At 60.7% G+C, this 24,320-nt stretch carries 22 protein-coding genes; 12 read left to right on the forward strand and 10 right to left on the reverse strand.

What is annotated here, in order from left to right; all coding sequences use genetic code 11:
• The first annotated feature begins 260 nt into the window (after positions 1 to 260).
• The 7 genes from glyA (at position 261) to fdhA (ending at position 9,224) form a co-directional block, all read left to right on the forward strand.
• Entirely contained in the window at positions 261 to 1,514 is a 1,254-nt protein-coding gene (gene glyA, locus KGB23_RS12025) for a serine hydroxymethyltransferase (RefSeq protein WP_223431236.1), read from the forward strand.
• Between the two features lie 23 nt (positions 1,515 to 1,537).
• Complete coding sequence (locus KGB23_RS12030; RefSeq protein WP_007947735.1) at positions 1,538 to 2,788, forward strand: sarcosine oxidase subunit beta; 1,251 nt, start codon at positions 1,538 to 1,540, stop codon at positions 2,786 to 2,788.
• A 14-nt stretch (positions 2,789 to 2,802) separates the two neighbouring features.
• Entirely contained in the window at positions 2,803 to 3,132 is a 330-nt protein-coding gene (locus tag KGB23_RS12035; protein ID WP_123368610.1) for a sarcosine oxidase subunit delta, read from the forward strand.
• Complete coding sequence (locus KGB23_RS12040; RefSeq protein WP_223431237.1) at positions 3,129 to 6,146, forward strand: sarcosine oxidase subunit alpha; 3,018 nt, start codon at positions 3,129 to 3,131, stop codon at positions 6,144 to 6,146. Before KGB23_RS12035 ends, KGB23_RS12040 begins: the two co-directional genes overlap by 4 nt.
• Positions 6,147 to 6,237: 91 nt before the next feature.
• Complete coding sequence (locus KGB23_RS12045; RefSeq protein WP_046045317.1) at positions 6,238 to 6,870, forward strand: sarcosine oxidase subunit gamma; 633 nt, start codon at positions 6,238 to 6,240, stop codon at positions 6,868 to 6,870.
• A 210-nt stretch (positions 6,871 to 7,080) separates the two neighbouring features.
• Entirely contained in the window at positions 7,081 to 7,938 is an 858-nt protein-coding gene (gene purU, locus KGB23_RS12050) for a formyltetrahydrofolate deformylase (protein WP_046045318.1), read from the forward strand.
• Positions 7,939 to 8,024: 86 nt separating this feature from the next.
• A complete protein-coding gene (gene fdhA, locus KGB23_RS12055) occupies positions 8,025 to 9,224 on the forward strand; it encodes a formaldehyde dehydrogenase, glutathione-independent (RefSeq protein WP_007947729.1) in 1,200 nt (399 codons plus the stop codon).
• Between the two features lie 248 nt (positions 9,225 to 9,472).
• On the opposite strand, the gene KGB23_RS12060 is transcribed toward fdhA, so the two are convergent.
• From KGB23_RS12060 to KGB23_RS12070, 3 genes are read right to left on the reverse strand one after another with little or no spacing between them, the layout of a single operon-like run.
• Positions 9,473 to 10,147, reverse strand: a complete 675-nt coding sequence (locus tag KGB23_RS12060) for an anti-sigma factor domain-containing protein (RefSeq protein WP_223431238.1) — start codon at positions 10,145 to 10,147, stop codon at positions 9,473 to 9,475.
• On the reverse strand, positions 10,144 to 10,779 hold the full coding sequence (locus tag KGB23_RS12065; RefSeq protein ID WP_223431239.1) for an RNA polymerase sigma factor: 636 nt from the start codon (positions 10,777 to 10,779) through the stop codon (positions 10,144 to 10,146). The genes KGB23_RS12060 and KGB23_RS12065 overlap by 4 nt, the downstream gene beginning before the upstream one ends.
• A 53-nt stretch (positions 10,780 to 10,832) precedes the next feature.
• On the reverse strand, positions 10,833 to 11,423 hold the full coding sequence (locus tag KGB23_RS12070) for a fasciclin domain-containing protein (RefSeq protein WP_223431240.1): 591 nt from the start codon (positions 11,421 to 11,423) through the stop codon (positions 10,833 to 10,835).
• A gap of 215 nt (positions 11,424 to 11,638) precedes the next feature.
• Here KGB23_RS12070 and KGB23_RS12075 point away from each other — a divergent pair, with 215 nt between their 5' ends.
• Positions 11,639 to 12,199 (forward strand): DUF2780 domain-containing protein, encoded by a 561-nt coding sequence (locus KGB23_RS12075; protein WP_223431241.1) that lies wholly within the window; start codon positions 11,639 to 11,641, stop codon positions 12,197 to 12,199.
• Between the two features lies 1 nt (position 12,200).
• On the opposite strand, the gene KGB23_RS12080 is transcribed toward KGB23_RS12075, so the two are convergent.
• Entirely contained in the window at positions 12,201 to 13,088 is an 888-nt protein-coding gene (locus KGB23_RS12080; protein WP_223431242.1) for an acyltransferase, read from the reverse strand.
• 334 nt (positions 13,089 to 13,422) lie between these two features.
• On the opposite strand from KGB23_RS12080, the gene KGB23_RS12085 reads away from it, so the two are divergent.
• The 4 genes from KGB23_RS12085 to creD all read left to right on the forward strand — a co-directional run bounded on the left by KGB23_RS12085 (position 13,423) and on the right by creD (position 17,747).
• Entirely contained in the window at positions 13,423 to 13,929 is a 507-nt protein-coding gene (locus KGB23_RS12085) for an ATP-dependent zinc protease (protein WP_095127169.1), read from the forward strand.
• Positions 13,930 to 14,003: 74 nt separating this feature from the next.
• On the forward strand, positions 14,004 to 14,684 hold the full coding sequence (gene creB, locus KGB23_RS12090; RefSeq protein WP_223431243.1) for a two-component system response regulator CreB: 681 nt from the start codon (positions 14,004 to 14,006) through the stop codon (positions 14,682 to 14,684).
• Positions 14,684 to 16,105: a two-component system sensor histidine kinase CreC gene (creC, locus tag KGB23_RS12095; protein WP_223431244.1), complete on the forward strand. Its 1,422-nt coding sequence runs from the start codon at positions 14,684 to 14,686 to the stop codon at positions 16,103 to 16,105. The genes creB and creC overlap by 1 nt, the downstream gene beginning before the upstream one ends.
• Positions 16,106 to 16,376: 271 nt before the next feature.
• Positions 16,377 to 17,747, forward strand: a complete 1,371-nt coding sequence (gene creD, locus KGB23_RS12100; protein ID WP_223431245.1) for a cell envelope integrity protein CreD — start codon at positions 16,377 to 16,379, stop codon at positions 17,745 to 17,747.
• A gap of 210 nt (positions 17,748 to 17,957) precedes the next feature.
• On the opposite strand, the gene KGB23_RS12105 is transcribed toward creD, so the two are convergent.
• From KGB23_RS12105 to KGB23_RS12130, 6 genes are all read right to left on the reverse strand, one after another.
• Complete coding sequence (locus tag KGB23_RS12105; RefSeq protein ID WP_223431246.1) at positions 17,958 to 18,587, reverse strand: glutathione S-transferase; 630 nt, start codon at positions 18,585 to 18,587, stop codon at positions 17,958 to 17,960.
• 68 nt (positions 18,588 to 18,655) lie between these two features.
• Positions 18,656 to 18,835, reverse strand: a complete 180-nt coding sequence (locus KGB23_RS12110) for a hypothetical protein (RefSeq protein WP_074871475.1) — start codon at positions 18,833 to 18,835, stop codon at positions 18,656 to 18,658.
• Positions 18,832 to 19,962: a PepSY-associated TM helix domain-containing protein gene (locus KGB23_RS12115; RefSeq protein WP_223431247.1), complete on the reverse strand. Its 1,131-nt coding sequence runs from the start codon at positions 19,960 to 19,962 to the stop codon at positions 18,832 to 18,834. Before KGB23_RS12115 ends, KGB23_RS12110 begins: the two co-directional genes overlap by 4 nt.
• Positions 19,963 to 20,034: 72 nt before the next feature.
• Positions 20,035 to 22,464 (reverse strand): TonB-dependent siderophore receptor, encoded by a 2,430-nt coding sequence (locus tag KGB23_RS12120; protein ID WP_223431248.1) that lies wholly within the window; start codon positions 22,462 to 22,464, stop codon positions 20,035 to 20,037.
• Positions 22,465 to 22,703: 239 nt separating this feature from the next.
• Positions 22,704 to 23,678 carry a FecR domain-containing protein gene (locus tag KGB23_RS12125; protein WP_223431249.1) on the reverse strand — a complete coding sequence of 325 codons (975 nt, stop codon included), beginning with the start codon at positions 23,676 to 23,678 and terminating at the stop codon, positions 22,704 to 22,706.
• Positions 23,675 to 24,193, reverse strand: a complete 519-nt coding sequence (locus tag KGB23_RS12130; RefSeq protein ID WP_033053398.1) for an RNA polymerase sigma factor — start codon at positions 24,191 to 24,193, stop codon at positions 23,675 to 23,677. The genes KGB23_RS12125 and KGB23_RS12130 overlap by 4 nt, the downstream gene beginning before the upstream one ends.
• Between the last annotated feature and the right edge of the window lie 127 nt (positions 24,194 to 24,320).

Here is a 24,320-nt window from a genome sequence, read left to right on the forward strand (position 1 = left end):
CGCGAATGCGGTGTGTCATTCAGCATTGTTGTCGACTGGCACACCGCATTCGCGAGCAAGCCCGCTCCCACAGGGATCTCTGCTGGTTCGGGGATCGTGTCCGGTCAAGCATTTCGGCCCATGTCGTAAACGCACCTTTGCGTGGCGTCCGTAGGCATTTGGCCTGTCTGCGCCGGTCATACCATCGCTATCAAAGGGCACTGCCGAAACGCGTGCCTTACCGAGACGAATGGCGCATAGATGCCGCTGGGAGAGACGCGATGTTCAGCAAGCAAGACCAGATCAAGGGTTACGACGATGCACTGCTGGCGGCGATGAATGCCGAGGAGCAACGCCAGGAAGATCACATCGAGCTGATCGCGTCAGAGAACTACACCAGCAAACGCGTCATGGAAGCGCAAGGCAGTGGCCTGACCAACAAATACGCCGAAGGCTATCCGGGCAAGCGCTACTACGGTGGCTGCGAACACGTCGATAAAGTTGAAGCACTGGCCATCGAACGCGCCAAGCAGCTGTTCGGTGCTGATTACGCCAACGTGCAGCCGCATTCCGGTTCCTCGGCCAACAGCGCCGTTTACCTGGCTCTGCTGCAGGCCGGCGACACCATCCTCGGCATGAGCCTGGCCCACGGCGGTCACCTGACCCACGGCGCCAAAGTGTCGTCCTCGGGCAAGCTGTACAACGCCGTGCAGTACGGCATCGACACCAAAACCGGTCTGATCGACTACGACGAAGTCGAGCGCCTGGCCGTCGAGTGCAAGCCGAAGATGATCGTCGCCGGCTTCTCTGCTTACTCCAAGACCCTCGACTTCCCACGCTTCCGTCAGATCGCCGACAAGGTCGGTGCCCTGCTGTTCGTCGACATGGCTCACGTTGCAGGTCTGGTCGCTGCCGGCCTGTACCCGAATCCGCTGCCGTACGCCGACGTGGTGACCACCACCACCCACAAGACCCTGCGCGGTCCACGTGGCGGCCTGATCCTGTGCAAGGCCAACGAAGAAATCGAGAAAAAGCTCAACGCCGCAGTGTTCCCGGGTGCACAGGGCGGCCCGCTGATGCACGTCATCGCTGGTAAAGCGGTGTGCTTCAAGGAAGCGCTGGAGCCAGGTTTCAAGGTTTACCAGCAACAAGTGATCGACAACGCCCAGGCCATGGCCGGCGTATTTATCAAACGCGGCTACGATGTAGTGTCCGGCGGTACCGATAACCACCTGTTCCTGGTCAGCCTGATCCGTCAGGGCCTCACCGGCAAAGAGGCGGATGCAGCACTCGGTCGCGCCCACATCACCGTGAACAAGAACGCTGTCCCGAACGATCCACAGTCGCCGTTCGTGACCTCCGGCCTGCGCATCGGCACCCCGGCGGTGACCACTCGCGGCTTCAAGGTTACCCAGTGCGTCACGCTGGCCGGCTGGATCTGCGACATCCTCGACAACCTCGGCGACGCCGACGTCGAGGCCAATGTTGCGCAGCAAGTTTCGGCCCTGTGCGCGGACTTCCCGGTTTATCGCTGAGCGCGGTTTTGGAGTAAATGACTATGCAACGCTACTCGGGCTTCGGCCTCTTCAAACACTCCCTCAGCCATCACGAAAACTGGCAGAAGATGTGGCGCACGCCGACCCCTAAAAAGGTCTATGACGTGGTCATCGTCGGCGGTGGCGGGCATGGTCTGGCGACCGCCTACTACCTGGCCAAAGAGCACGGCATCACTAACGTGGCCGTGGTCGAGAAAGGCTGGCTGGGCGGCGGTAACACTGCGCGCAACACCACCATCGTTCGCTCCAACTACCTGTGGGACGAGTCGGCGCACCTGTATGAACACGCAATGAAATTGTGGGAAGGCCTGTCCCAGGACCTGAACTACAACGTGATGTTCTCCCAGCGCGGCGTTTACAACCTGTGCCACACGCTTCAAGACATCCGTGATTCCGAGCGTCGTGTCAGCGCCAACCGCCTCAACGGCGTGGACGGCGAACTGCTCGATGCCAAACAAGTGGCCGACGAGATTCCTTACCTCGACTGCTCCAAGAACACTCGCTACCCGGTGATGGGCGCTACCGTCCAGCGTCGCGGCGGCGTGGCTCGTCACGATGCCGTGGCCTGGGGCTTTGCCCGTGCCGCCGACGCCTTGGGCGTTGACCTGATTCAACAGACCGAAGTGATCGGCTTCCGCAAGGAAAACGGCGTGTGCATCGGTGTTGAAACCAACAAAGGCTTCATCGGCGCCAAGCGCGTTGGTGTGGTCACTGCCGGTAACTCCGGGCACATGGCCAAGCTCGCCGGTTTCCGTCTGCCGATCGAATCGCACCCGCTGCAAGCGCTGGTGTCCGAGCCGATCAAGCCGATTATCGACAGCGTGATCATGTCCAACGCCGTACACGGTTACATCAGCCAGTCCGACAAGGGCGACCTGGTGATCGGCGCCGGCATCGACGGCTACAACGGCTACGGCCAGCGTGGTTCGTACCCGGTGATCGAGCACACCATTCAGGCCATCGTCGAGATGTTCCCGGTGTTGTCCCGCGTGCGCATGAACCGTCAGTGGGGCGGCATCGTCGACACCACGCCGGACGCATGCCCGATCATCTCGAAAACCCCGGTGCCGAACATGTTCTTCAACTGCGGTTGGGGCACCGGTGGCTTCAAGGCAACACCTGGCTCGGGCAACGTGTTTGCCGCGAGTCTGGCCAAGGGTGAAATGCACCCATTGGCTGCACCTTTCTCCATCGACCGTTTCCACAACGGTGCGTTGATCGATGAACACGGCGCTGCTGCGGTTGCCCACTAACAGGAGAAATCCCCATGTTGCATATCTTCTGTCCTCACTGCGGCGAACTGCGCTCCGAAGAGGAATTCCACGCATCCGGCCAGGCGCACATCCCGCGTCCACTGGATCCGACCAACTGCACCGACGAGGAGTGGGGCGACTACATGTTCTTCCGCGATAACCCTCGCGGTCTGCACCACGAGCTGTGGGATCACGTCGCCGGTTGCCGTCAGTACTTCAACGCCACCCGTGACACCGTGACCTACGAGATTCTCGAGACTTACAAGATCGGCGCCAAGCCGCAGTTCACCGACAAGACCGATAGCCCGAAAGCGGCCGCCACGGCTCTGGGAGAGAAGGTATGAGCCAGATCAATCGCCTGTCCAACGGCGGACGGATCGACCGCAACAAAGTGCTGAGCTTCACCTTCAACGGCCAGAGCTACAAAGGCTTTGAGGGCGACTCCCTGGCCGCCGCCTTGCTGGCCAACGGTGTGGACATCATCGGTCGCAGCTTCAAGTATTCCCGTCCGCGCGGCATCTTTGCCGCCGGTGCCGAAGAGCCGAACGCCGTGCTGCAGATCGGCGCGACCGAAGCCACGCAGATCCCGAACGTACGCGCCACGCAACAAGCGCTGTATCAAGGTTTGGTCGCCACCAGCACCAACGGCTGGCCGAGCGTGAACAACGACATGATGGGGATTCTCGGCAAGGTCGGCGGCAAGCTGATGCCGCCGGGCTTCTACTACAAAACTTTCATGTACCCGCAATCGTTCTGGATGACTTACGAGAAGTACATTCGTAAGGCCGCCGGTCTTGGCCGCTCGCCGACCGAGAACGATCCGGACACCTACGACTACATGAACCAGCACTGCGACGTGCTGATCGTCGGCGGTGGCCCTGCTGGCCTGGCCGCTGCACTGGCGGCTGCCCGCAGCGGTGCGCGCGTAATCCTCGCCGATGAACAGGAAGAGTTCGGCGGCAGCCTGCTCGATTCCCGCGAAAGCCTCGACGGCAAACCGGCCGCCGAATGGGTCGCCAGCGTCATCGCTGAACTGAAAGACACCCCGGACGTGCTGCTGTTGCCGCGCGCCACGGTCAACGGTTACCACGACCATAACTTCCTGACCATTCACGAGCGTCTGACCGATCACCTCGGCGACCGCGCCCCGATTGGCCAGGTACGTCAGCGCATCCACCGCGTTCGCGCCAAGCGTGTAGTGCTGGCGACCGGTACTCACGAGCGTCCGCTGGTTTACGGCAACAACGACGTGCCGGGCAACATGCTCGCCGGCGCTGTGTCGACTTACGTGCGTCGTTACGGCGTGGCTCCGGGCAAAAAACTGGTGCTGTCGACCAACAACGATCACGCCTATCGCGTTGCTCTGGATTGGCTCGACGCCAGCCTGCAAGTTGTCGCCATTGCCGATGCCCGCAGCAATCCGCGCGGTGCGCTGGTTGAAGAAGCGCGCGCCAAAGGCATCCGCATCCTGACCGGCAGCGCCGTGATCGAGGCCCGTGGCAGCAAGCACGTGACCGCCGCTCGCGTTGCCGCGATCGATGTCAAAGCGCACACCGTGACCAGCCCAGGTGAGTGGCTTGAATGCGACCTGGTTGCCAGCTCCGGCGGTTACAGCCCGGTGGTTCACCTGGCGTCGCACTTGGGTGGCAAGCCGATCTGGCGTGAAGACATCCTCGGTTTCGTACCGGGCGAAGCACCGCAGAAACGCGTGTGCGTCGGTGGCATCAACGGCGTCTACGGTCTCGGCGATTCCCTGGCCGATGGTTTTGAAGGCGGCGCTCGCGCAGCCAGCGAAGCCGGTTTCAGCGTGGTCGAAGGCACCTTGCCGAAAGCCCTGAGCCGTCTGGAAGAGCCAACACTGGCGCTGTTCCAGGTGCCCCACGAAAAAGCCACCGCACGGGCGCCGAAGCAATTCGTCGACCTGCAAAACGACGTCACCGCGGCCGCCATCGAACTGGCGACCCGCGAAGGCTTCGAGTCGGTCGAGCACGTCAAACGCTACACCGCACTGGGCTTCGGTACTGACCAGGGCAAGCTCGGCAACGTCAACGGTCTGGCCATCGCCGCCCGTTCGCTGAACGTGACCATCCCGCAGATGGGCACCACCATGTTCCGTCCGAACTACACGCCGGTCACTTTCGGTGCTGTAGCCGGCCGTCACTGTGGGCACATCTTCGAGCCTGTGCGTTTCACCGCGCTGCATCACTGGCACGTGAAGAACGGCGCCGAGTTCGAAGACGTCGGTCAGTGGAAACGTCCTTGGTACTTCCCGAAAAACGGTGAAGACCTGCATACCGCCGTGAAGCGCGAATGCAAAGCCGTGCGCGACAGCGTTGGCCTGCTGGACGCTTCGACCCTGGGCAAAATCGACATCCAGGGCCCGGATTGCCGTGAGTTCCTCAACCGCATCTACACCAACGCCTGGACCAAGCTCGACGTGGGCAAGGCCCGTTACGGCCTGATGTGCAAAGAAGACGGCATGGTCTTCGACGACGGCGTAACCGCCTGCCTCGCCGACAACCACTTCGTGATGACCACCACCACCGGCGGCGCTGCACGCGTGCTGCAATGGCTGGAAATCTATCATCAGACCGAGTGGCCAGACCTGAAGGTGTACTTCACGTCCGTGACGGATCACTGGGCAACCATGACCCTGTCCGGGCCGAACAGCCGCAAGCTGCTCAGCGAAGTCACCGACATCGATCTGAGCAACGAAGCGTTCCCGTTCATGACCTGGAAAGAAGGTCTGGTCGGCGGCGTACCAGCGCGGGTGTTCCGGATTTCGTTTACCGGTGAACTGTCGTACGAAGTCAACGTGCAGGCCGACTATGCAATGGGCGTGCTCGAGAAAATCGTCGAGGCCGGCAAGCAGTACAACCTGACGCCATATGGCACCGAAACCATGCACGTACTGCGTGCGGAGAAGGGCTTCATCATCGTCGGTCAGGACACTGACAGCTCGATGACCCCGGATGACCTGAACATGGGCTGGTGTGTCGGTCGCACCAAACCGTTCTCGTGGATCGGCCAGCGTGGCATGAACCGTGAAGACTGCGTGCGTGATCAGCGCAAACAGTTGGTGGGCCTGAAGCCGATCGATCCGACCAAATGGCTGCCAGAAGGTGCGCAACTGGTGTTCAACACCAAGCAGGCGATCCCGATGACCATGGTCGGCCACGTGACCTCCAGCTACTTGCACAACTCCCTCGGTTATTCGTTTGCCATGGGTGTTGTGAAGGGCGGCTTGAAGCGTATCGGTGAGCGCGTGTTCGCACCGCTGGCCGATGGCAGCGTGATCGAAGCGGAAATCGTTTCTTCGGTGTTCTTCGATCCGAAAGGCGATCGCCAGAACGTCTGACACAGCGATTCCCTGTGGGAGCGAGCTTGCTCGCGATGGCGGCAACGCTGCTTCCACAGGGAGTACAAAAAGAATTCAGGACAGGTGCTTTATGACCGCAGCCAATGTTTACCAACAACGCCCAACCACTGGGGCCAAGGCCGAGTCGTCGCTGCATCATGCCGACCTCGCCAGCCTGGTGGGCAAGGGCCGCAAAAGCGCCGGCGTGATCGTGCGTGAGAAAAAACTCCTCGGCCACCTGACCATTCGTGGCGATGGCCACGATGCCGCGTTCGCTGCCGGTGTGCACAAAGCCCTCGGTATCGAATTGCCGGGCGCGCTGACCGTTATCGTCAAAGGCGAAACCAGCCTGCAATGGATGGGGCCGGATGAATGGCTGCTGATCGTGCCGACCGGTGAAGAATTCGCCGCCGAGCAAAAACTGCGTAAAGCGCTGGGCGACCTGCACATCGCGATCACCAACGTCAGTGGCGGCCAGCAGCTCCTCGAACTGAGCGGCCCGAACGTGCGCCAGGTGCTGATGAAGTCCACCAGCTACGACGTGCACCCGAACAGCTTCCCGGTGGGCAAGGCTGTGGGCACCGTGTTTGCCAAGTCGCAACTGATGATCCGCCATACCGCCGAAGACACCTGGGAACTGCTGATTCGTCGCAGCTTCTCGGATTACTGGTGGTTGTGGTTGCAGGATGCTGCGGCTGAATACGGCTTGAGTGTTCAGGCTTAAAAGCCACCCCTCACCCCAACCCTCTCCCAAGAGGGGAGAGGGGGAAAGGGGGCAGATCTCCGCAGTTTTCAAGACCTGAGTTCGACTCGGTATTTCAGGTCGATGTAGCTCTAAGAACAACTCGGTCAGTCCCCTCTACCTCTGGGAGAGGGCTAGGGTGAGGGGTGGATTTCCCTGACACCCAGCACAATGAACAGGAGTCACCGCACTATGAGCCGCGCCCCAGACACATGGATTCTGACCGCCGACTGCCCAAGCGTTCTCGGCACCGTGGACGCGGTGACCCGCTTTCTGTTCGAGCAGGGCTGCTACGTCACCGAACACCATTCCTTCGATGATCGGCTCTCCGGTCGCTTCTTCATTCGTGTGGAATTCCGTCAGCCCGACGGCTTCGACGAACAAGCCTTCCGCGCCGGCCTCGAAGAACGCGGCCAAGCCTTCGGCATGATCTTCGAACTGACCGCGCCGAACTACCGCCCGAAAGTGGTGATCATGGTCTCCAAGGCCGATCACTGCCTCAACGATTTGCTCTACCGCCAGCGCATCGGTCAATTGTCGATGGACGTGGCCGCCGTGGTTTCCAACCACCCGGACCTCAAGCCGTTGGCGGACTGGCACCAGATTCCGTACCACCACTTCCCGCTGGACCCGAACGACAAACCGTCCCAGGAGCGTCAGGTCTGGCAGGTGATCGAAGAGTCCGGCGCCGAACTGGTGATTCTCGCCCGCTACATGCAAGTCCTGTCGCCCGAGCTGTGCCGCAAACTCGACGGCAAGGCGATCAATATCCATCACTCCCTGCTGCCCGGTTTCAAGGGCGCCAAGCCTTATCACCAGGCCTACAACAAGGGCGTGAAACTGGTCGGCGCCACGGCGCACTACATCAACAACGACCTGGACGAAGGCCCGATCATCGCCCAGGGCGTAGAGGCCGTGGACCACAGTCATTACCCGGAAGATTTGATCGCCAAGGGGCGGGATATCGAAGGGCTGACGTTGGCGCGGGCTGTTGGTTATCACATTGAAAGACGAGTGTTTTTGAACGCGAACAGAACGGTTGTTCTTTAACTGCCGAGTGATCTACCCGAGCAATCAACGCGCCGCCGATCCTTGGCGACGCGACCGCTACATAAAAACAACAGCGAGGTGAAAGCATGTCTGGCAATCGTGGTGTGGTGTATCTCGGCAATGGCAAAGTCGAAATACAGAAAATCGACTATCCGAAAATGCAGGACCCGCGCGGCAGGAAGATTAATCACGCTGTCATCCTGCGTGTGGTTTCCACCAACATCTGTGGTTCCGACCAGCACATGGTGCGTGGCCGTACTACCGCTCAAACCGGCCTGGTACTGGGCCACGAGATCACCGGTGAAGTGATCGAGAAGGGCAGCGACGTCGAAAACCTGCAAATCGGCGACCTGGTGTCGGTGCCGTTCAACGTGGCTTGCGGGCGCTGCCGTTCCTGCAAGGAAATGCACACCGGTGTTTGCCTCAGCGTTAACCCGGCGCGTCCGGGCGGTGCGTACGGTTATGTCGACATGGGCGACTGGACCGGCGGCCAGGCTGAATACGCGATGGTGCCGTATGCCGACTTCAACCTGCTGAAACTCCCGGATCGCGATCGCGCGATGGAAAAAATCCGTGACCTGACCTGCCTCTCCGACATCCTGCCGACCGGTTACCACGGCGCAGTGACGGCCGGCGTTGGCCCTGGCAGCACCGTGTACATCGCCGGTGCTGGTCCTGTCGGTCTGGCCGCCGCCGCTTCCGCTCGCCTGTTGGGCGCAGCGGTGGTGATCATCGGTGACGTCAATACCGTCCGCCTGGCACACGCCAAGGCTCAGGGTTTCGAAATCGCCGACCTGTCCCTGGACACCCCGCTGCACGAACAGATCGCTGCACTGCTGGGCGAGCCAGAAGTGGATTGCGCCGTCGACGCCGTGGGCTTCGAAGCGCGCGGTCACGGCCATGACGGCGTGAAACACGAGGCTCCGGCCACCGTGCTCAACTCGCTGATGGGTGTGGTTCGGGTTGCCGGCAAAATCGGTATCCCAGGCCTGTACGTGACTGAAGATCCGGGTGCAGTCGATGCAGCCGCGAAAATGGGCAGCCTGAGCATCCGCTTCGGTCTGGGCTGGGCCAAATCCCACAGCTTCCACACCGGCCAGACGCCAGTGATGAAGTACAACCGCCAGCTGATGCAGGCGATCATGTGGGACCGTATCCACATTGCCGACATCGTGGGTGTGGAAGTCATCAGCCTGGATGACGCGCCACGTGGTTATGGCGAGTTCGATGCGGGCGTGCCGAAGAAGTTTGTGATCGATCCGCACAAACTGTTCAGCGCAGCGTAAGGCTTCACGCAAGACAAAACGGCGACCCCAGGGTCGCCGTTTTTTTTTTGGCTAAAATTGTTGGTGAGTCTGAGAGCCACCCCTCACCCCAGCCCTCTCCCCATAGGGGAAAGGGAGCAGATTGGGGGCCTTTCAGATCCTGAGTTCGATTCGATATTTCAGGTCGATGTAGCTCGAAGAACAACTCGGTCAGTCCCCTCTACCTCCGGGCGGTCCGACGTTTCGGGAGGGCTAGGGTGAGGGGTGGTTTACAAGGCCGCCAACGCCCCTTGATACAACACCGGTCCCGTCGGTTGCCCTGTCGGCGAGCCGCCCTTCGGTTCAAGACTGACTGCCAACGCAATCGGTTTGCCAATCAGCGCTTTCTGCACATCGCTCAGCTCTACGCGCCCCTTGCCGCCCGCCGGAATCACCCCAAGTGAAATCGGCTTGCCATCCGCCGGAATCGCCCACAACTCCAGACTGCGCCCGGGATCAACCGCTGCCAGCGTCAGCGGCTCAACGTTCAAATAATCCTCATGCGCTTCAACCTTCAACGCAGGCTGCGCGTCGGCGGTCAGCAATGTAGCGCTGTAACGCGCGCTGTCGCGGTTATAGAACACGCCCAACGTCACGGCGATCACCAGCGAGCAAACGGCAGCCGTCACTCGCAACCAGGTCCAGAACCGACGTTTTTCCGGCATGTGCAGCACTTGCGGCTCAATCCGCGCCGTAATGCCCTGCCACACCCGATCCGGCACCGGCTGCTCTGGCAAAGCTTCAGTCAGACTGGCGAGGTGTTCCTGCCACTGCGCCAGTTCAGCACGAAGCGCCGCGTCTTCCAGCAACAGCTGTTCGAAACGCCGACGAGCGGCAGAAGGCATCAAGCCAATGGCGTAATCGGCGGCGAGGGCGCGGCGCAGGGTGGGGGTTTGATAGTTCATGATTCAAGGCACCTGCGCAGTCGCTCCATACCGCGACGGATCCAGGATTTCACCGAGCCCAGCGGCGCGGCCAGGTGTTCGGCGAGCTCAGAGCAGGACAACCCCTGAAAGTAAGCCACAGTGATCGATTGACGCTGCATGCCGTCGAGGCTTTCCAGGCAGCGGTTCAGCGCGGTGGCCTCACGGGCACGGCTGAGTTGTTCGTGGGCCGATGGGCTTTCATCCACCAGCGCCTGTTCTTCAAGGTCGCTCAACGGCCGGTCGCGGTGTTTGCGCAACTGATCGATGGCCTGATGACGGGTGATGTTAATCATCCAGGTCAGCGGCGCCGACAGATGGGCGTCGTAGCGCGAGGCGTTGTTCCAGATGCGCACGAAGCTTTCCTGCAACACTTCTTCAGCCAGATCCGGCCGCCCCATGAACCGCAGCGCTACGCCATGCAGCCGTGGGCCGACGCTGCGGTAAAGCGTCTCGAAAGCGCGGCGGTCGCCCAGTGAACACTGGGCCAGAAGCTGCCTGAGCTGATCGGCGTCGGCGGTGGGAATGGCAGTTCTCCGGGCAATCGAAGCGGGCTGGGTGAGGTGCCGGTTGCAGGCAGAGGTTAGTTCACGGTGCGCGGTAGTTCCATTCACGGACGGCCGCCTCGGAAACCGCCGACCCTGATGCGCAGGGTCGGCGGCACGCCTCAGCTTTTCGGCATCAGTACTTTGTCGATGACCTGAATCACACCGTTGGACTGGTACACGTCATAGGTGGTGATGTCGGCGACGTCACCTTTTTCATCCTTGATCGTGATGTTGTGCGGACCGTTCATCATTGCCCACAGCTTGCCGCCTGCGACGGTGGTCAGTTCGGCCGTGCCGCCACCAGCCTTGATCTTCTCGGCCAGGGTGATCATGTCGAGCTTCCCGGCGACCACGTGGTAGGTGAGGACGTGAGTCAGGGTCGCCTTGTTGGCGGGTTTGAGCAGGGTATCGACCGTGCCGGCCGGCAGGGCGGCGAAGGCCGAGTTGACCGGGGCGAACACGGTGAACGGGCCTTTGCCCTTGAGGGTGTCCACCAGGCCAGCGGCTTTCACGGCGGCGACCAGGGTGGTGTGGTCGGCGGAGTTCACCGCGTTATCGATGATGTCTTTGCTCGGCATCATGCTTTGGCCGCCAACGATGACCGCGTGGCTCGTGTCTGCCGCTTGCACAGTGTTCAGGACGAATCCGCCGCCAAGGGCCAGGGTCAGCAGGCTGGCAATCAACGGCGTTTTGATCGAAGTGCGTTTCATGGTGATGATCCTCGTGCAGGGAATCGGCCAGGAATGTCTGTCCGTGCTTGATATACGCGGGCGAGGCCAGACTGGATGCAGCGCTGGCAAATTCTTTTTCGACTGTTCGTCGGGGGCTCGCCAAGACTCGGAACAATCCCCAGGGATGCCAGTCAAACACACGGTTTTTCGCTGCCCATTGCCGGGCGGTTTTCATGGCACATGAGGATGTCTGGATGAAGATTTCACGCGGTTTTGCACTGGCTTCGCTGATGTGTCTGGCGGCCAGTCCGGTCTTTGCTCAGTTCAGCCTGTTCGATGCGGCCAATGCCCTCTCCGGCACGCAGGACGATGACGCCGCCGCGTCCGCGCCGACTGCGACGACCGCGCAGACGGCCGGTCTGCTGAGTGCCCTCAGCCAGTTAAACGTGACGCCAGAACAAGCCATTGGCGGTGCCGGGGCGATGCTCGGTCTGGCGAAGAATCAATTGAGTTCGACCGACTACTCGGCGTTGTCCAAAAGCGTGCCCGGAATCGACTTACTGTCCGGTGGCGGTGAACTGGGTGTCCTCAGCGGCTTGCTTGGCTCGTCCGGTCAAGCGGCAGGTCTGGGCAACGTCTTGGGCAACCTGAATAACACCAACGACCTGAACAGTGCCTTCAACGCATTGGGCATGGACACTGGCATGATCGGCCTGTTTGCCCCCGTGCTTCTGCAATTTTTCGGTCAGCAGGGCGTCGGCGGCTCACTGCTGACAAACCTGGGCGGGATCTGGGGCGCAGGCACCGGTACCTGATTCAGCGGCGCTCGGCGCGCAATGCGTCGATACGCTGGTCCTTCTCGATCCAGAGCTGGTTGACCCAGTTCTGGATGGTTTCGCGAAACTGCGGATCGTTTTCGTAATCGCCTTGCCACAGCGCCGGGTCGAGTTCGCGGGTCTTGATGTCGATGATGACCTTCGGCACGTTGCCGCTGAGCAAATCCCAGAAACCCGGAATCGTCTGCTGCGGATACACCACCGTCACATCAAGGACGGCGTCCAGCTGTTCGCCCATTGCCGCCAGAACAAACGCCACGCCGCCAGCCTTGGGCCTGAGCAGGTGGGTGAAGGGTGATTGCTGCCGGGCACGTTTCGCAGCGGTAAAGCGAGTGCCTTCCAGGTAATTGACCACCGTCACCGGCTGACGTTTGTACAACTCGCACGCTGCTTGGGTGATCTCCAGATCCTTGCCGGCCAGCTCAGGGTGCTTCGCCAGGAATGCCTTGGTGTAGCGTTTCATGAACGGGTAATCCAGCGCCCACCACGCCAACCCCAGGAACGGCACCCAGATCAGCTCTTTCTTGAGGAAGAACTTGAAGAACGGCGTGCGGCGATTCAGCGTCTGGATCAGCGCCGGGATATCGACCCAGGATTGATGGTTGCTGATCACCAGATACGACGTGTCGACCCGCAGGTCATCGCCGCCACGGATGTCCCATTGCGTGGGGATGCACAGGCGGAAAATCAGCTTGTCGATTTCGGCCCAGGTCTCGGCAATCCCCATCACCGTCCATGAGGCGTAATCACGCAAGCGACCGGGCAGGACCAGTTTGAGCAAGGCGAACACCATCAGCGGCCCGAACAGGACCAGGGTGTTGAGCAACAGCAGCAGGGTAACGAAACAGCCGGTGAGCAGGCGGCGCATAAATAACTCTTGAAAGCCTTTGGGCGCGCAATGATAAGCAGCTTCGGACGGCAGGCCAAATTGGTGACGACGAATGTTTCACCTTTGGACCGTTAACCTCCCAGAGTTATGAGATCTCTGTGGCGAGGGAGCTTGCTCCCGCTGGGCTGCGAAGCGGCCCCCAATCATGCACTTCAATTTTTCAGGTACACCCTGTGAGCCGTACCACGACTGCTGCGCAGCCGAACGGGAGCAAGCTCCCTCGCCACAAAGGTTGTACTGATCCAACTATCGTTGTTTTTTGCGGTCTAGAATTTGGCATCTGCGCCCCAATTTCCTCAAGGAAGCCCATTACGTGAAATCCCTCCTTGCACTGCTTTCCCTCGTGGCCCTGCCGGTCCTGGCCGCTGAGCCGACCTTGTACGGGCGCTACGAATACATCGCGCTGCCGGAAATCGGTGGTGAAGTCCTCAAGGCCAAGATGGACACCGGCGCCCTGACCGCGTCGCTGTCGGCCAAAGACATCGAAACCTTTACCCGCGATGGCGACGAGTGGGTGCGTTTCCGCCTCGCCACCAAAGGCGCGAGCAACAAGGTCTACGAACACAAGGTCGCGCGGATCAGCAAGATCAAGACCCGCTCCGAGGAAGACGAGGACGATAACGAAGCGGTCGAACCCACCAAGCGTCCGGTGGTCGATCTGGAACTGTGCCTGGGCAACGTCAAGCGCACCGTGGAGGTCAACCTCACCGACCGCAGCAGCTTCAACTACCCTTTGTTGATCGGTGCCAAAGCCTTGCGTGAGTTCGGCGCGGCGGTGAACCCGGCACGGCGCTTTACGGCGGACAAGCCAGACTGCTGATTTCAAGTGGTCTCATTGACGTGACGTGAGCCTTGGGGCACCGTTCGCCCACTTAACTGCCGGGCTCGGACGCCATGCCCCATATCCTGATTGTCGAAGACGAAGCGGCGATTGCCGACACCCTGGTTTTCGCCTTGCAGGGCGAGGGCTTCACCACCACCTGGCTGAGCCTTGGCGCGGCTGCGCTTGACCATCAGCGCCAGACCCCGGCTGACCTGATCATTCTCGACATTGGTCTGCCGGACATCAGCGGCTTCGAGACCTGCAAGCAATTGCGGCGTTTCAGCGAAGTGCCGGTGATCTTCCTTAGCGCCCGTGATGCCGAAATCGATCGCGTCGTGGGGCTGGAAATCGGTGCCGACGATTACGTGGTCAAGCCGTTCAGCCCTCGGGAAGTGGCGGCGCGGGTCCGGGCGATTCTCAAACGCGTGGCGCCGCGAGCGACCGCCGAGGTGGCATCGGCGCTGTTTCGCATTGACAACGAACGGGTGCAGATCAGCTATCGCGGTCAGCTTCTAACCCTGACCCGCCATGAGTTTCGTCTGTTGCAATGCCTGCTGGACCAACCCGAACGCGTCTTCAGTCGCGAGCAATTGCTCGATGCGCTGGGTGTCGCCGCCGATGCCGGGTACGAGCGCAGCATCGACAGCCACATCAAGAGCGTGCGCGCCAAACTGCGCCAGGTGAAAGCCGACGCAGAACCGATCCAGACCCATCGTGGCCTCGGCTACAGCTATAGCCCGGGGCGTAGCTGATGCCTCTGGGGATCCGGATTTTTCTGGTCTACGTGCTGTTCATCGGCCTGACCGGTTACTTCGTGCTGAACACCGTGATGGAAGAAATCCGTCCCGGCGTGCGCCAGTCCACCGAAGAAACGCTGGTCGACACCGCCAATCTCATGGCCGAAATCCTGCGCGACGACTTCAAGGCCGGCACCCTGAACCAGAACCGCTGGCCCGAACTGCTCAAGGCTTATGGCGAACGGCAACCGAAGGCGAGCATCTGGGGATTGCCGAAGAATCAGGTCAACCACCGCATTTACGTCACTGATGCCAAAGGCGTCGTGGTGCTGGACTCCAGCGGTGTGGCAGTGGGGCAGGATTACTCACGCTGGAACGACGTTTTACTGACCCTGCGAGGCGAATACGGCGCTCGTTCCAGCCGCAGCGATCCAAACGATCCGAATTCCTCAGTGATGCACGTCGGCGCCCCGATTCGCGACAACGGCCAGATCATCGGCGTGGTTACCGTCGCCAAACCCAACAGCTCGTTGCAGCCGTACGTTGATCGCACCGAACGGCGATTGCTTGCCTGGGGGGCCGGGCTGATCGGCCTCGGTCTGCTGTTCGGCGCGTTGTTGTCGTGGTGGTTGAGCGCGGCGCTGCGGCGATTGACGGCTTATGCACAGGCAGTCAGTGAAGGCCGGCGGGTCGAGGTTCCGCACTACCGTGGCGGCGAACTGGAACAGCTGGCGACGGCGGTGGAGCAGATGCGCACGCAGCTCGAAGGCAAAGCCTATGTCGAGCGTTACGTGCACACATTGACCCACGAACTGAAAAGCCCGCTGGCGGCGATTCGCGGCGCAGCAGAGTTGCTGCACGGCGAGATGCCGCTGGCTCAGCAGCAGCGTTTTGTCAGCAACATCGACAGCGAAAGCGCGCGGATGCAGCAGTTGATCGAACGCCTGTTGAATCTGGCCCTGGTCGAGCAGCGCCAAGGACTGGAAGAGCGGGTGGCGGTGCCGCTGGCGAAGTTGGTAGAAGAATTGCTGAGCGCTCAGGCGGCGCGCATCGAAGGCAAGCAGTTACGCGTGGAACAAACCATTGCAACGGATCTGGTGCTGACCGGTGAGCCGTTCCTGTTGCGGCAGGCGCTGGGGAATCTGCTGGAGAACGCTTTGGATTTCACCCCGGCTCTGGGCTTGCTGCGATTCAGCGCCGAACGCATTGGGGAGCAAATTGAGTTCAGTCTGTTCAACCAGGCCGAGGCCATTCCCGACTATGCGTTGCCGCGATTGAGCGAACGTTTTTATTCCCTGCCGCGACCGGACAGCGGGCGCAAGAGCACGGGGTTGGGGCTTAATTTTGTTGAAGAGGTGGTCAAGTTGCATGGTGGAGCGGTGAGCATCGGTAATGTCGATGGCGGTGTTCAAGTCAAATTGCGTATGCCTGCTTAGATCCACCCCTCACCCCAGCCCTCTCCCCACGGGGGAGAGGGGGAAAGGGAGCCGATCTTCATGGTTTTCGAAACCTGAGTTCGGCTCGATAATTCAGGTCGATGTAACTTGCAAGAACAACTCGGTCAGTCCCCTCTACCCCCTGGGGAGAGGGTTAGGGTGAGGGGTGGTTTTCCCTGCCGAAAACACTCTCCACAAAGTCTCCACATTCCTCCCATAAATCCCCCACACACCCAACCCAGACTCTCCCCATCCAAACAGGGAGAGTCCCATGAACCGCAGCCTGACCATAAAACTCGGGGCAATTGCCCTTCTGATTCTGTTGTTGCTGATCCCGCTCTTGATGATCAACGGCGTTATCCAGGACCGTCAGCAACTGCGCGACGGCGTCCTCGAAGACATCGCCCGCAGTTCCAGCTACAGCCAGCAACTGAGCGGGCCGCTGATGGTGGTGCCGTATCGCAAAGTAGTGCGCACCTGGAAGCGCAACGAGAAAACCAACGAGCGTTACCAGGACGTGGGTGAAGAACGCGGCCGTTTGTATTTCCTCCCGGAGCGCTTCGAACTCGACGGCCAGGTCCAGACCGAACTGCGTTTCCGGGGCATTTATGAGGCGCGTCTGTTTCATGCGGACAACCGCATCAGCGGGCATTTCTCGCTTCCGGCTCAATTGGGCATCAAGGACGACTTCGCCGATTACCAGTTCGGCCAGCCGTTTTTGGCGGTCGGGATCAGCGACATTCGCGGCATCGAAAACGCCCTGAAACTTGAACTCAATGGCCAGAAACTCGACTTCGTCCCCGGTAGCCAGGTGGGCTGGTTGGGGGAGGGCGTGCATGTCACCCTGCCGGCGCTCGACACGAAGCAAGCCACAGAACTGGCCTTCGGTTTCGACCTGCGTCTGCAAGGCACTGGTCAGTTGCAGATTCTTCCGGTGGGCAAGACCAGCAAAGTATCGCTGGCCGCCAATTGGCCGCATCCGAGTTTCATCGGCAACTACCTGCCGGCCCAGCGTGAAGTCAGCGATCAGGGTTTTACCGCCAATTGGCAGACCTCGTTTTTCTCCACCAACTTGCAAGAGGCCTTGAGCAGCTGCGTGTCCGGCGGCGACTGCGACGCCTTCACCGGCCGCAGTTTCGGTGTGAGCTTCATCGACCCGGTGGATCAGTACCTGAAAAGCGATCGGGCCATCAAATATGCATTGCTGTTTATCGTCCTGACCTTCGCCGGTTTCTTCCTCTTCGAAGTGCTGAAAAGCCTGGCGGTACACCCGGTGCAATACGCGCTGGTGGGCGTGGCCCTGGCGTTTTTCTACCTGCTGTTGCTGTCGCTGTCCGAGCACATCGGCTTTGCCCTGGCGTACCTGCTGTCGGCGGGCGGCTGTGTGTTGTTGATCGGTTTTTATGTCTGCCATGTGCTGCGTAGCGTGCGTCACGGCTTGAGTTTTTCGGCGGGATTGGCGGCGTTGTATGGCTTGCTCTATGGCTTGCTGAGTGCAGAGGATTACGCGTTATTGATGGGTTCGCTGCTGTTGTTCGGGTTGTTGGGCGTGTTTATGGTGCTGACCCGCAAGCTGGACTGGTATGGGATTGGGCAGAAGTCGGCCAAGCCGCTGGTGTTTGATATGGGAGCGGTGGAATGAGCCGGTCGTTGGGGTTGCGTGAGGATCAGCGGGAGGGGGAGGTGTTGGCGACGCTGATATTCGGGTTGTTTCCGTTAGATCCGGTGTGGTGCATTCGCGAGCAAGCCCGCTCCCACAAGGGATCTCCAGTGAACACAAAATTCGTGCACACAACCGATCAACTGTGGGAGCGGGCTTGCTCGCGAAGAGGCCCTGACAGCCAGCGAAGTTCTAAACCTTCGGCATCGTCGCCAGCATCGAAGCCCGCTGACTCACCTCGAAGTACCAGTTCGCCAGCTTCGGATTCGTCGTGCGCCATTCCAGATCCGGATGGCGCAAATCCAGGTAACCCAACGCACAGGCAACACTGATCGCCGCCACATCGAAATGGCTGGTCAGCTCGGCGATCGCGTCCACTTCCAGCAATGCCAGGCCGCGACGAATCTTCTCGCGCTGGCCATCGAGCCACTCGCCCCAGTGTTTTTCCGGGGCACGCAGGGCGACTTCATAACGAATCAGCACCGCAGCGTCCATGATCCCGTCGGCCAGGGAGGCCAGGGTCAGGCGCCGCCAGCGGGCCGAGCCGTTACGCGGTATCAGCGGGTTGCCGACGTGCTGGTGATCGAGGTAGTCGAGGATCACCCGGCTGTCATGGATGACGTTGCCATCGGCCAGGCGCAAGGCCGGGATTTTACCCAGTGGGTTGTCTTCGTTGAGTATCAGGTCCGGGCTGACCGGTGTGAGTACGCAGTCTTGCAACGCCACGCGGTCCTGTTGACCGGTTTCGTGCAGCAGCACCATGACTTTGCGAACGAAGGGCGATAAAGGGTTATGGAACAGGGTCATGCTGGGTGCGGACATGGCAGCGTCTCGGTGTGGGACAGTGCTGGGCAGCATAGCGCGTGTTTCACGCAACAGGTTCGCTGTTGTTAGCGGCGTTGCAGCAGGCCGCGCAGGGCGAGGATTGCGGGAATGCCCAAGCCAAGCCAGCTCAGGGCATCCCACACGCCATCCCCCAGTAACGCGGAAAACAACCCCGCGGCGCTGAGCAGGGCGATAACCGTGGGGGTGGAAAAGACCTTCCAGAAATTCGACTGCCGCGGCCTCATGCTGGACTCTCCGCGTTATCGAGCACCGGTTTCGCAGCCTTGCGTCGCACCACCCAAAGATAAACCCCGCTACCGAGGACGATGATGGTCAGCCCATCCAGCGTCGCCCAGAGGATCTTCATCGGCATGCCGCCGTAATCACCGAAGTGCAGCGGTTGAGACATGCCCATGGCGTCCATGTACCACGGGCGTTCGGCCACGGCGGTGACTTGCAGGGTACTGGCGTCGATCAGCACCGGTGTCAGCAGGTGCGAGGTCAGGTGGGTGCTGCCTTTCATGAACACCGCATAATGGTGTTCGCTGGAGAAGCGTGTGCCGGGGAAGGCAATGAAGTCCGGCTGCATGCCCGGTGCGACTTCCTTGACGATGTCGAGCAAGCGGGTCGCGGGCGCCAGTTGTGTCAGTGGCGGCGCATCGCGGTACGGCGCGACCATCGCGCTCAGGCTGTCGTTGCGCCACGCGGCAATCAACAGGTCGGCGCAGGCGCTGATGACGCCGGTGACGCCGACCACCAAGGCCCAGGTCAGCGTCACTACACCGATCAGGTTATGCAGATCGAGCCAACGCAGGCGGGTGGATTTGTCCTGGCGCACGGTGGCGAATTTCAAACGCCGCATGAACGGCAGGTACAGCACCGTCCCGGAGACAATCGCCACCACGAACAGAATCCCCATGAACGCCAGCAGCAACTTGCCCGGCAGACCGGCGAACATGTCCACGTGCAGGCGCAACATGATCATCATGAAGCCGCCATTGGCCGATGGCATTTCCAGCGCTTCACCGGTGCGGGCGTCGAGCATGAAGGTGTGAGACGAATTTGGTTCAGTGCCGGCGGTGGCCGCCATGATCGTAATCGCGGCGTTGGGCTCGTCTTCATCGAAGCCGAAATACTGCATGACCTCGCCGGGCCGATGCTGTTCAGCCGCCTGCACCAACTCCTGCAAATTCAGCAGCGGAGTGTCCGCCGGCATTGCCTTCAATTCAGCGGCATCGCCCAGCAGGTGGTCGATCTCGTGATGGAAGATCAATGGCAGGCCGGTCAGCGCGAGCATCAGCAGGAACACGGTGCAGATCAGGCTGGTCCAGGTGTGGACGAAGGACCAGCGGCGAATTGTTTTGCTTTTCATTTCATAGCCTTCAGAAATACCAAAGCCGTCCATGTCGGACGGCTCGGGACTTGGGCGTGTCAGGTCAGGCCATTACCACTTGTAAGTGGCACTGGCGACGACGCTGCGTTGGTCGCCGTAGTAGCAGTAGAAGCTGTCGCACGTGGAGATGTAGTCCTTGTCGAACAGGTTGGTGGCGTTCAGCGCCAGGGAGGCGCCTTTCAGGCTGTTGTCCAGACGGCCCAGGTCGTAATGAACCGCGGCGTCGAACACGGTGTAGGCGTCAGCCTTGCCGAGCGAGGTGTTGCCTTGGTCGCCGTAAGTGTTGCCGGTGTAGCGAGCGCCGGCGCCGATGCCGAAACCGTCCAGCACGCCGTTGTGCCAGGTGTAATCGGTCCACAGCGAAGCCTGCTGGTTAGGCATCAGTTGCAGGCGATTGCCTTTGAAATCGCCTTTCTGCACTTCGGATTTGGCCAGGGTGTAAGCGGCGATGACCTTGAGGTTCTCGGTCACGTCGGAGACGGCTTCCAGTTCCAGGCCTTTGACTTTCACTTCACCGGTCTGGCTGGTGACCGAAACGTTGTCCGAGTTGGTCGTGGTGACGGAGACGTTTTTCTGGGTCAGGTCGTAGACCGCCGCGGTCAGCAGGGTGCTGCTGCCAGGCGGTTGGTACTTGATGCCCAGTTCCCACTGTTTGCCTTCGGTCGGCTTGAGCGAATCGGTCGGCGATGCCGTGGCGTTGCTGGTCGGCTGGAACGATTCGGAGTAGGACAGGTAGGGCACGAAGCCCGAGTCGAACACGTAGCTGATCGCCGCGTTGCCGCTGAAGTTCTTGTCGCGCTCGGTGTTGGTGGCATCGCCTTTGTTGAAGAATTTGGTGCCGGTGTGGACCCAGTCTTCACGACCACCCAACGTCAGGCGCCATTGGTCGAGGGCCATTTGGTCCTGGACGTACAGGCCGGTCTGGTAGGTCTTCTGGTTGTAGTCGTAAAACGCCGCCGAACGTGGCGGACGAACGATGGGCTGGCCATAGATCGGGTTGTTGACGTTAGTGGTCAGCCCGTCGCCGAAGATCGAGGTGTAGTTGGTGTTGGTGCGCTGGTGATCGAGGCCGATCAACAGGGTGTGACGGATGTCGCCGGTCGCGAAGTCGCCCTGGAAGTTGTTGTCCACGGCGAACTGGCTGATGTCCTCGTCGACACTGGTGCTCGAGCGGCCAACGTTGCCATCCGCATCGACCTGGGTGTACGGGTAGGCGCCGGGGGTGAGGGCCTGGAAGGACAGGTCCGATTTGGTGTAGCGCAGGTTCTGCTTGAACTGCCAGACATCGTTCAAGCGATGTTCAAAGGTGTAGCCCAGTGCGTAGTAGGTGCGGTCGTAGAATTCCCAGTCCGGGTCGCCGAGGTTCTTGTGATGGGAAATCTTGCCGAGCGGCGAATGGATCCTGGTGCCCTGCACCGGCAGGAACTGGCTGGTGATGCCGGTATCGTCACGGGTGAATTGCGTCAGCAGGGTGAACTTGGTGTCTTCGTCGATGTTCCAGGTCAGGCTCGGCGCGATGTTGTAGCGCTTGTTGTCGACGTGGTCGATCTGCGTGCCGCTGTCGCGCACCACACCGCTCAAACCGTAGAGGAACTGGCCTTCGTCATCGATCCTGCCGGTGCTGGCAAAGTTGATCTGGCGATGATTATCGCTGCCATATTGCACCTGGATTTCGCTGCTCGACACGGCGCTGGGGCGACGGCTGACCATGTCCAGCAAACCGCCTGGCGGGGTCTGGCCGTAAACCGATGAGGCCGGGCCGCGCAGCAGGGCGAGGCGGTCGAGGTTCCAGGTCTCCTGTTTCGGGTTGGCGTACACGCCTTTTGGCAGTGGCAGGCCATCGAGGAACTGCGTCGGTTCGAAACCCCGCACGCGCAACCAGTCGGCACGGGTGTCGCTGCCGTAGCTGCTGGCGGTGATGCCGGGCATGTAGCGCACCGCGTCATCGAGGCTATGCACATTGCGGTCGTCCATTTGCTCGCGGGTGGCGATCGAAATCGAGCGCGGTACTTCGACCAGCGCGGTATCGGTCTTGGTGCCGGCGGCGGTGCGGGTCGCCAGGTAACCTTGCACCGGTCCCCAGGCACTTTCGGTGTTTTCCACGCCAATGACGGCGGTTTCCGGCAGGGCCATCACGCCTTCAGGCACGGCCACCAGGCTATAAGTGCCTGCGCTGCTCTGTTCCAGTTGCAGTTCGCTGCCGCGCAAGGCTTCGCGCAGGGCGCCGGCTGCATCGAACTGGCCTTTGACCGGCGCCGAGGTCTTGCCCGCTGCCAGTGAAGGATTCAACGACAGCGCCAGACCGGCCTGGCTGGCGATCTGGTTCAGGGTGCTGGCCAATGGCGCGGCCGGCAGGTTGTAAGCGCGAACGCTGGACGCCTGTTCAGCGGCCATCAGCTGACTGCTGGCCAGAGGGGCACAAAGGGCAATGGCAATCGCCAGCAAACTGGGGCGCAACAAGGTGTCGAGCGAACGGGACATACAGCGGCTCCTGAATGGAAATATTTCTCAATTGCTCAGGTGCCGAACGAGAGTTCAAAAGTGATAGGGTTGATTGAAAATAATTTCGATTCAGTAAACAAGTCGTTTTGATGTGGCGAGGCTGATGGCCCCTTCGCGAGCAAGCCCGCTCCCACATTTCACCGAGTTCTTCCATGAGGATACGGTCGAATGTGGGAGCGGGCTTGCTCGCGAAAGCGGTCTATCAGACGCAATCCCTCTCAGGGCTTGGCCTCAGTTTTTGCCGCCACCGTCACCCACCACGGCGTGTGCTGTTCGATCTGCACCGGCAGGGTCGGCAGCAGGGCGCTCAGGGCCAGATCGGTGTCGTGCAGCGGGAAGCTGCCGGTGATCCGCAGATCGGCGATTTCAGGTGCAACCCCCAAATACCCGCGGCGATAACGACCGAGTTCATGAACCAGGTCCTCCAGCCGTGTGTTGTCCACCACCAGCATGCCGCGGGTCCAGGCGTCGGCGCCGAGGTTGAGCGCGACAATCGGCCCAAGGCCATTGCTGCGCATCAGGACTTGCTGGCCTTCACGCAGAATCTGCTCTTCGGGACTCGACTGGGGATGGGCCGCCACTGCCGACTTCAGCACGCTCAGGCGCGTGCCTTCTTCTTCGCGCTTGACCAGGAACCTTGTCCCCAACGCGCGCATGCTGCCTTCGCGGGTTTCGACGATAAACGGCCGGGCGTCGCCATGGCCGGTTTCGACGAGGATTTCCCCTTCCTGGAGGATGATCAGCCGTTGTTTTTCATCGAAACGCACATCCACGGCACTGTGGGTGTTGAGGTTGATCAGCGTGCCGTCGGTCAGGCGCAGGGTGCGTTGCTCACCGGTGGCGGTGCGCTGGTCGGCCAGCCAATAGTCGATCGGCAAATAACGATCACCGGCGAACAACGCCAACCCGATCACCGCGACGATGCTGGCCACGCCGCTGCCGAGTTTGCGCACACGCCGGCGAATGCTTTCCCGCGATTGCAGTAAAGCAGTGCGAGCCGGGCCGCTGGCGACGCTGAAGCGCTGGTCGAGCATGCCCAGTTGGCGCCAGGCCCGCGCATGTTCTTCGTGGGCGGCGTGCCATTTGGCGAACTCTTCGCGCTCCACCGGGTTGCCGGAGTCCAGGGACAATTGCCAGGCAATCGCGGCATCCAGCACCTGCGCCGAGACGGGTTTGGAGCTGACCGGACTCATACCGGCTCACCGTACAACGCGATGTAGCACTGACGAATGCCCTGGGCCAGGTACTGACGCACCCGCGGCACTGACACGCCCAGTCGCTGGGCGATTTCGGCGTGGCCGAGGCCGTCGAGACGGTTATAGAGAAACGCCGCCCGGGCCTTGCTTGAAAGCTTGCCGAGCAGGCGGTCGATGGCTTTGAGGTCTTCGAGGATCAGTTGCTGTTCCTCCACCGACGGTTGTTCACCTGCGGGGATCAGCATCAGTTCGGTGAGGTAGGCCTGCTCTAGCGCAGCGCGGCGGAAATAGTCGAACAGCAGACCCTTGGCAATCGCCACCAGAAACGCGCGCGGTTCGCGTGGCTCCTTCAGTTCTTCACGGCCCAGCAAACGCACGAAAGTGTCCTGACTCAGGTCTTCGGCCCGTTGCGGACAGGCTACATTGCGTCGCAGCCAGGCCAATAGCCAACCGCGATGGTCGCGATACAACGCACCAACGAGCTCACTTTGAGGGCTTTGGACTGACGACACGTAGCATCACCGATTGGGAAGTATTAACTAACGAGAATTGTTCGCGATTGTGTCAGAGGCGGGGGAGGTAAGCAATTGGCGCTGGTCGGGTTGGGATAACCAGATTTTTAGGACCCGCACGGATTTT

Origin of the sequence: Pseudomonas sp. GL-B-26, from assembly GCF_019947405.1 — a bacterium.
Lineage (GTDB): Bacteria > Pseudomonadota > Gammaproteobacteria > Pseudomonadales > Pseudomonadaceae > Aquipseudomonas.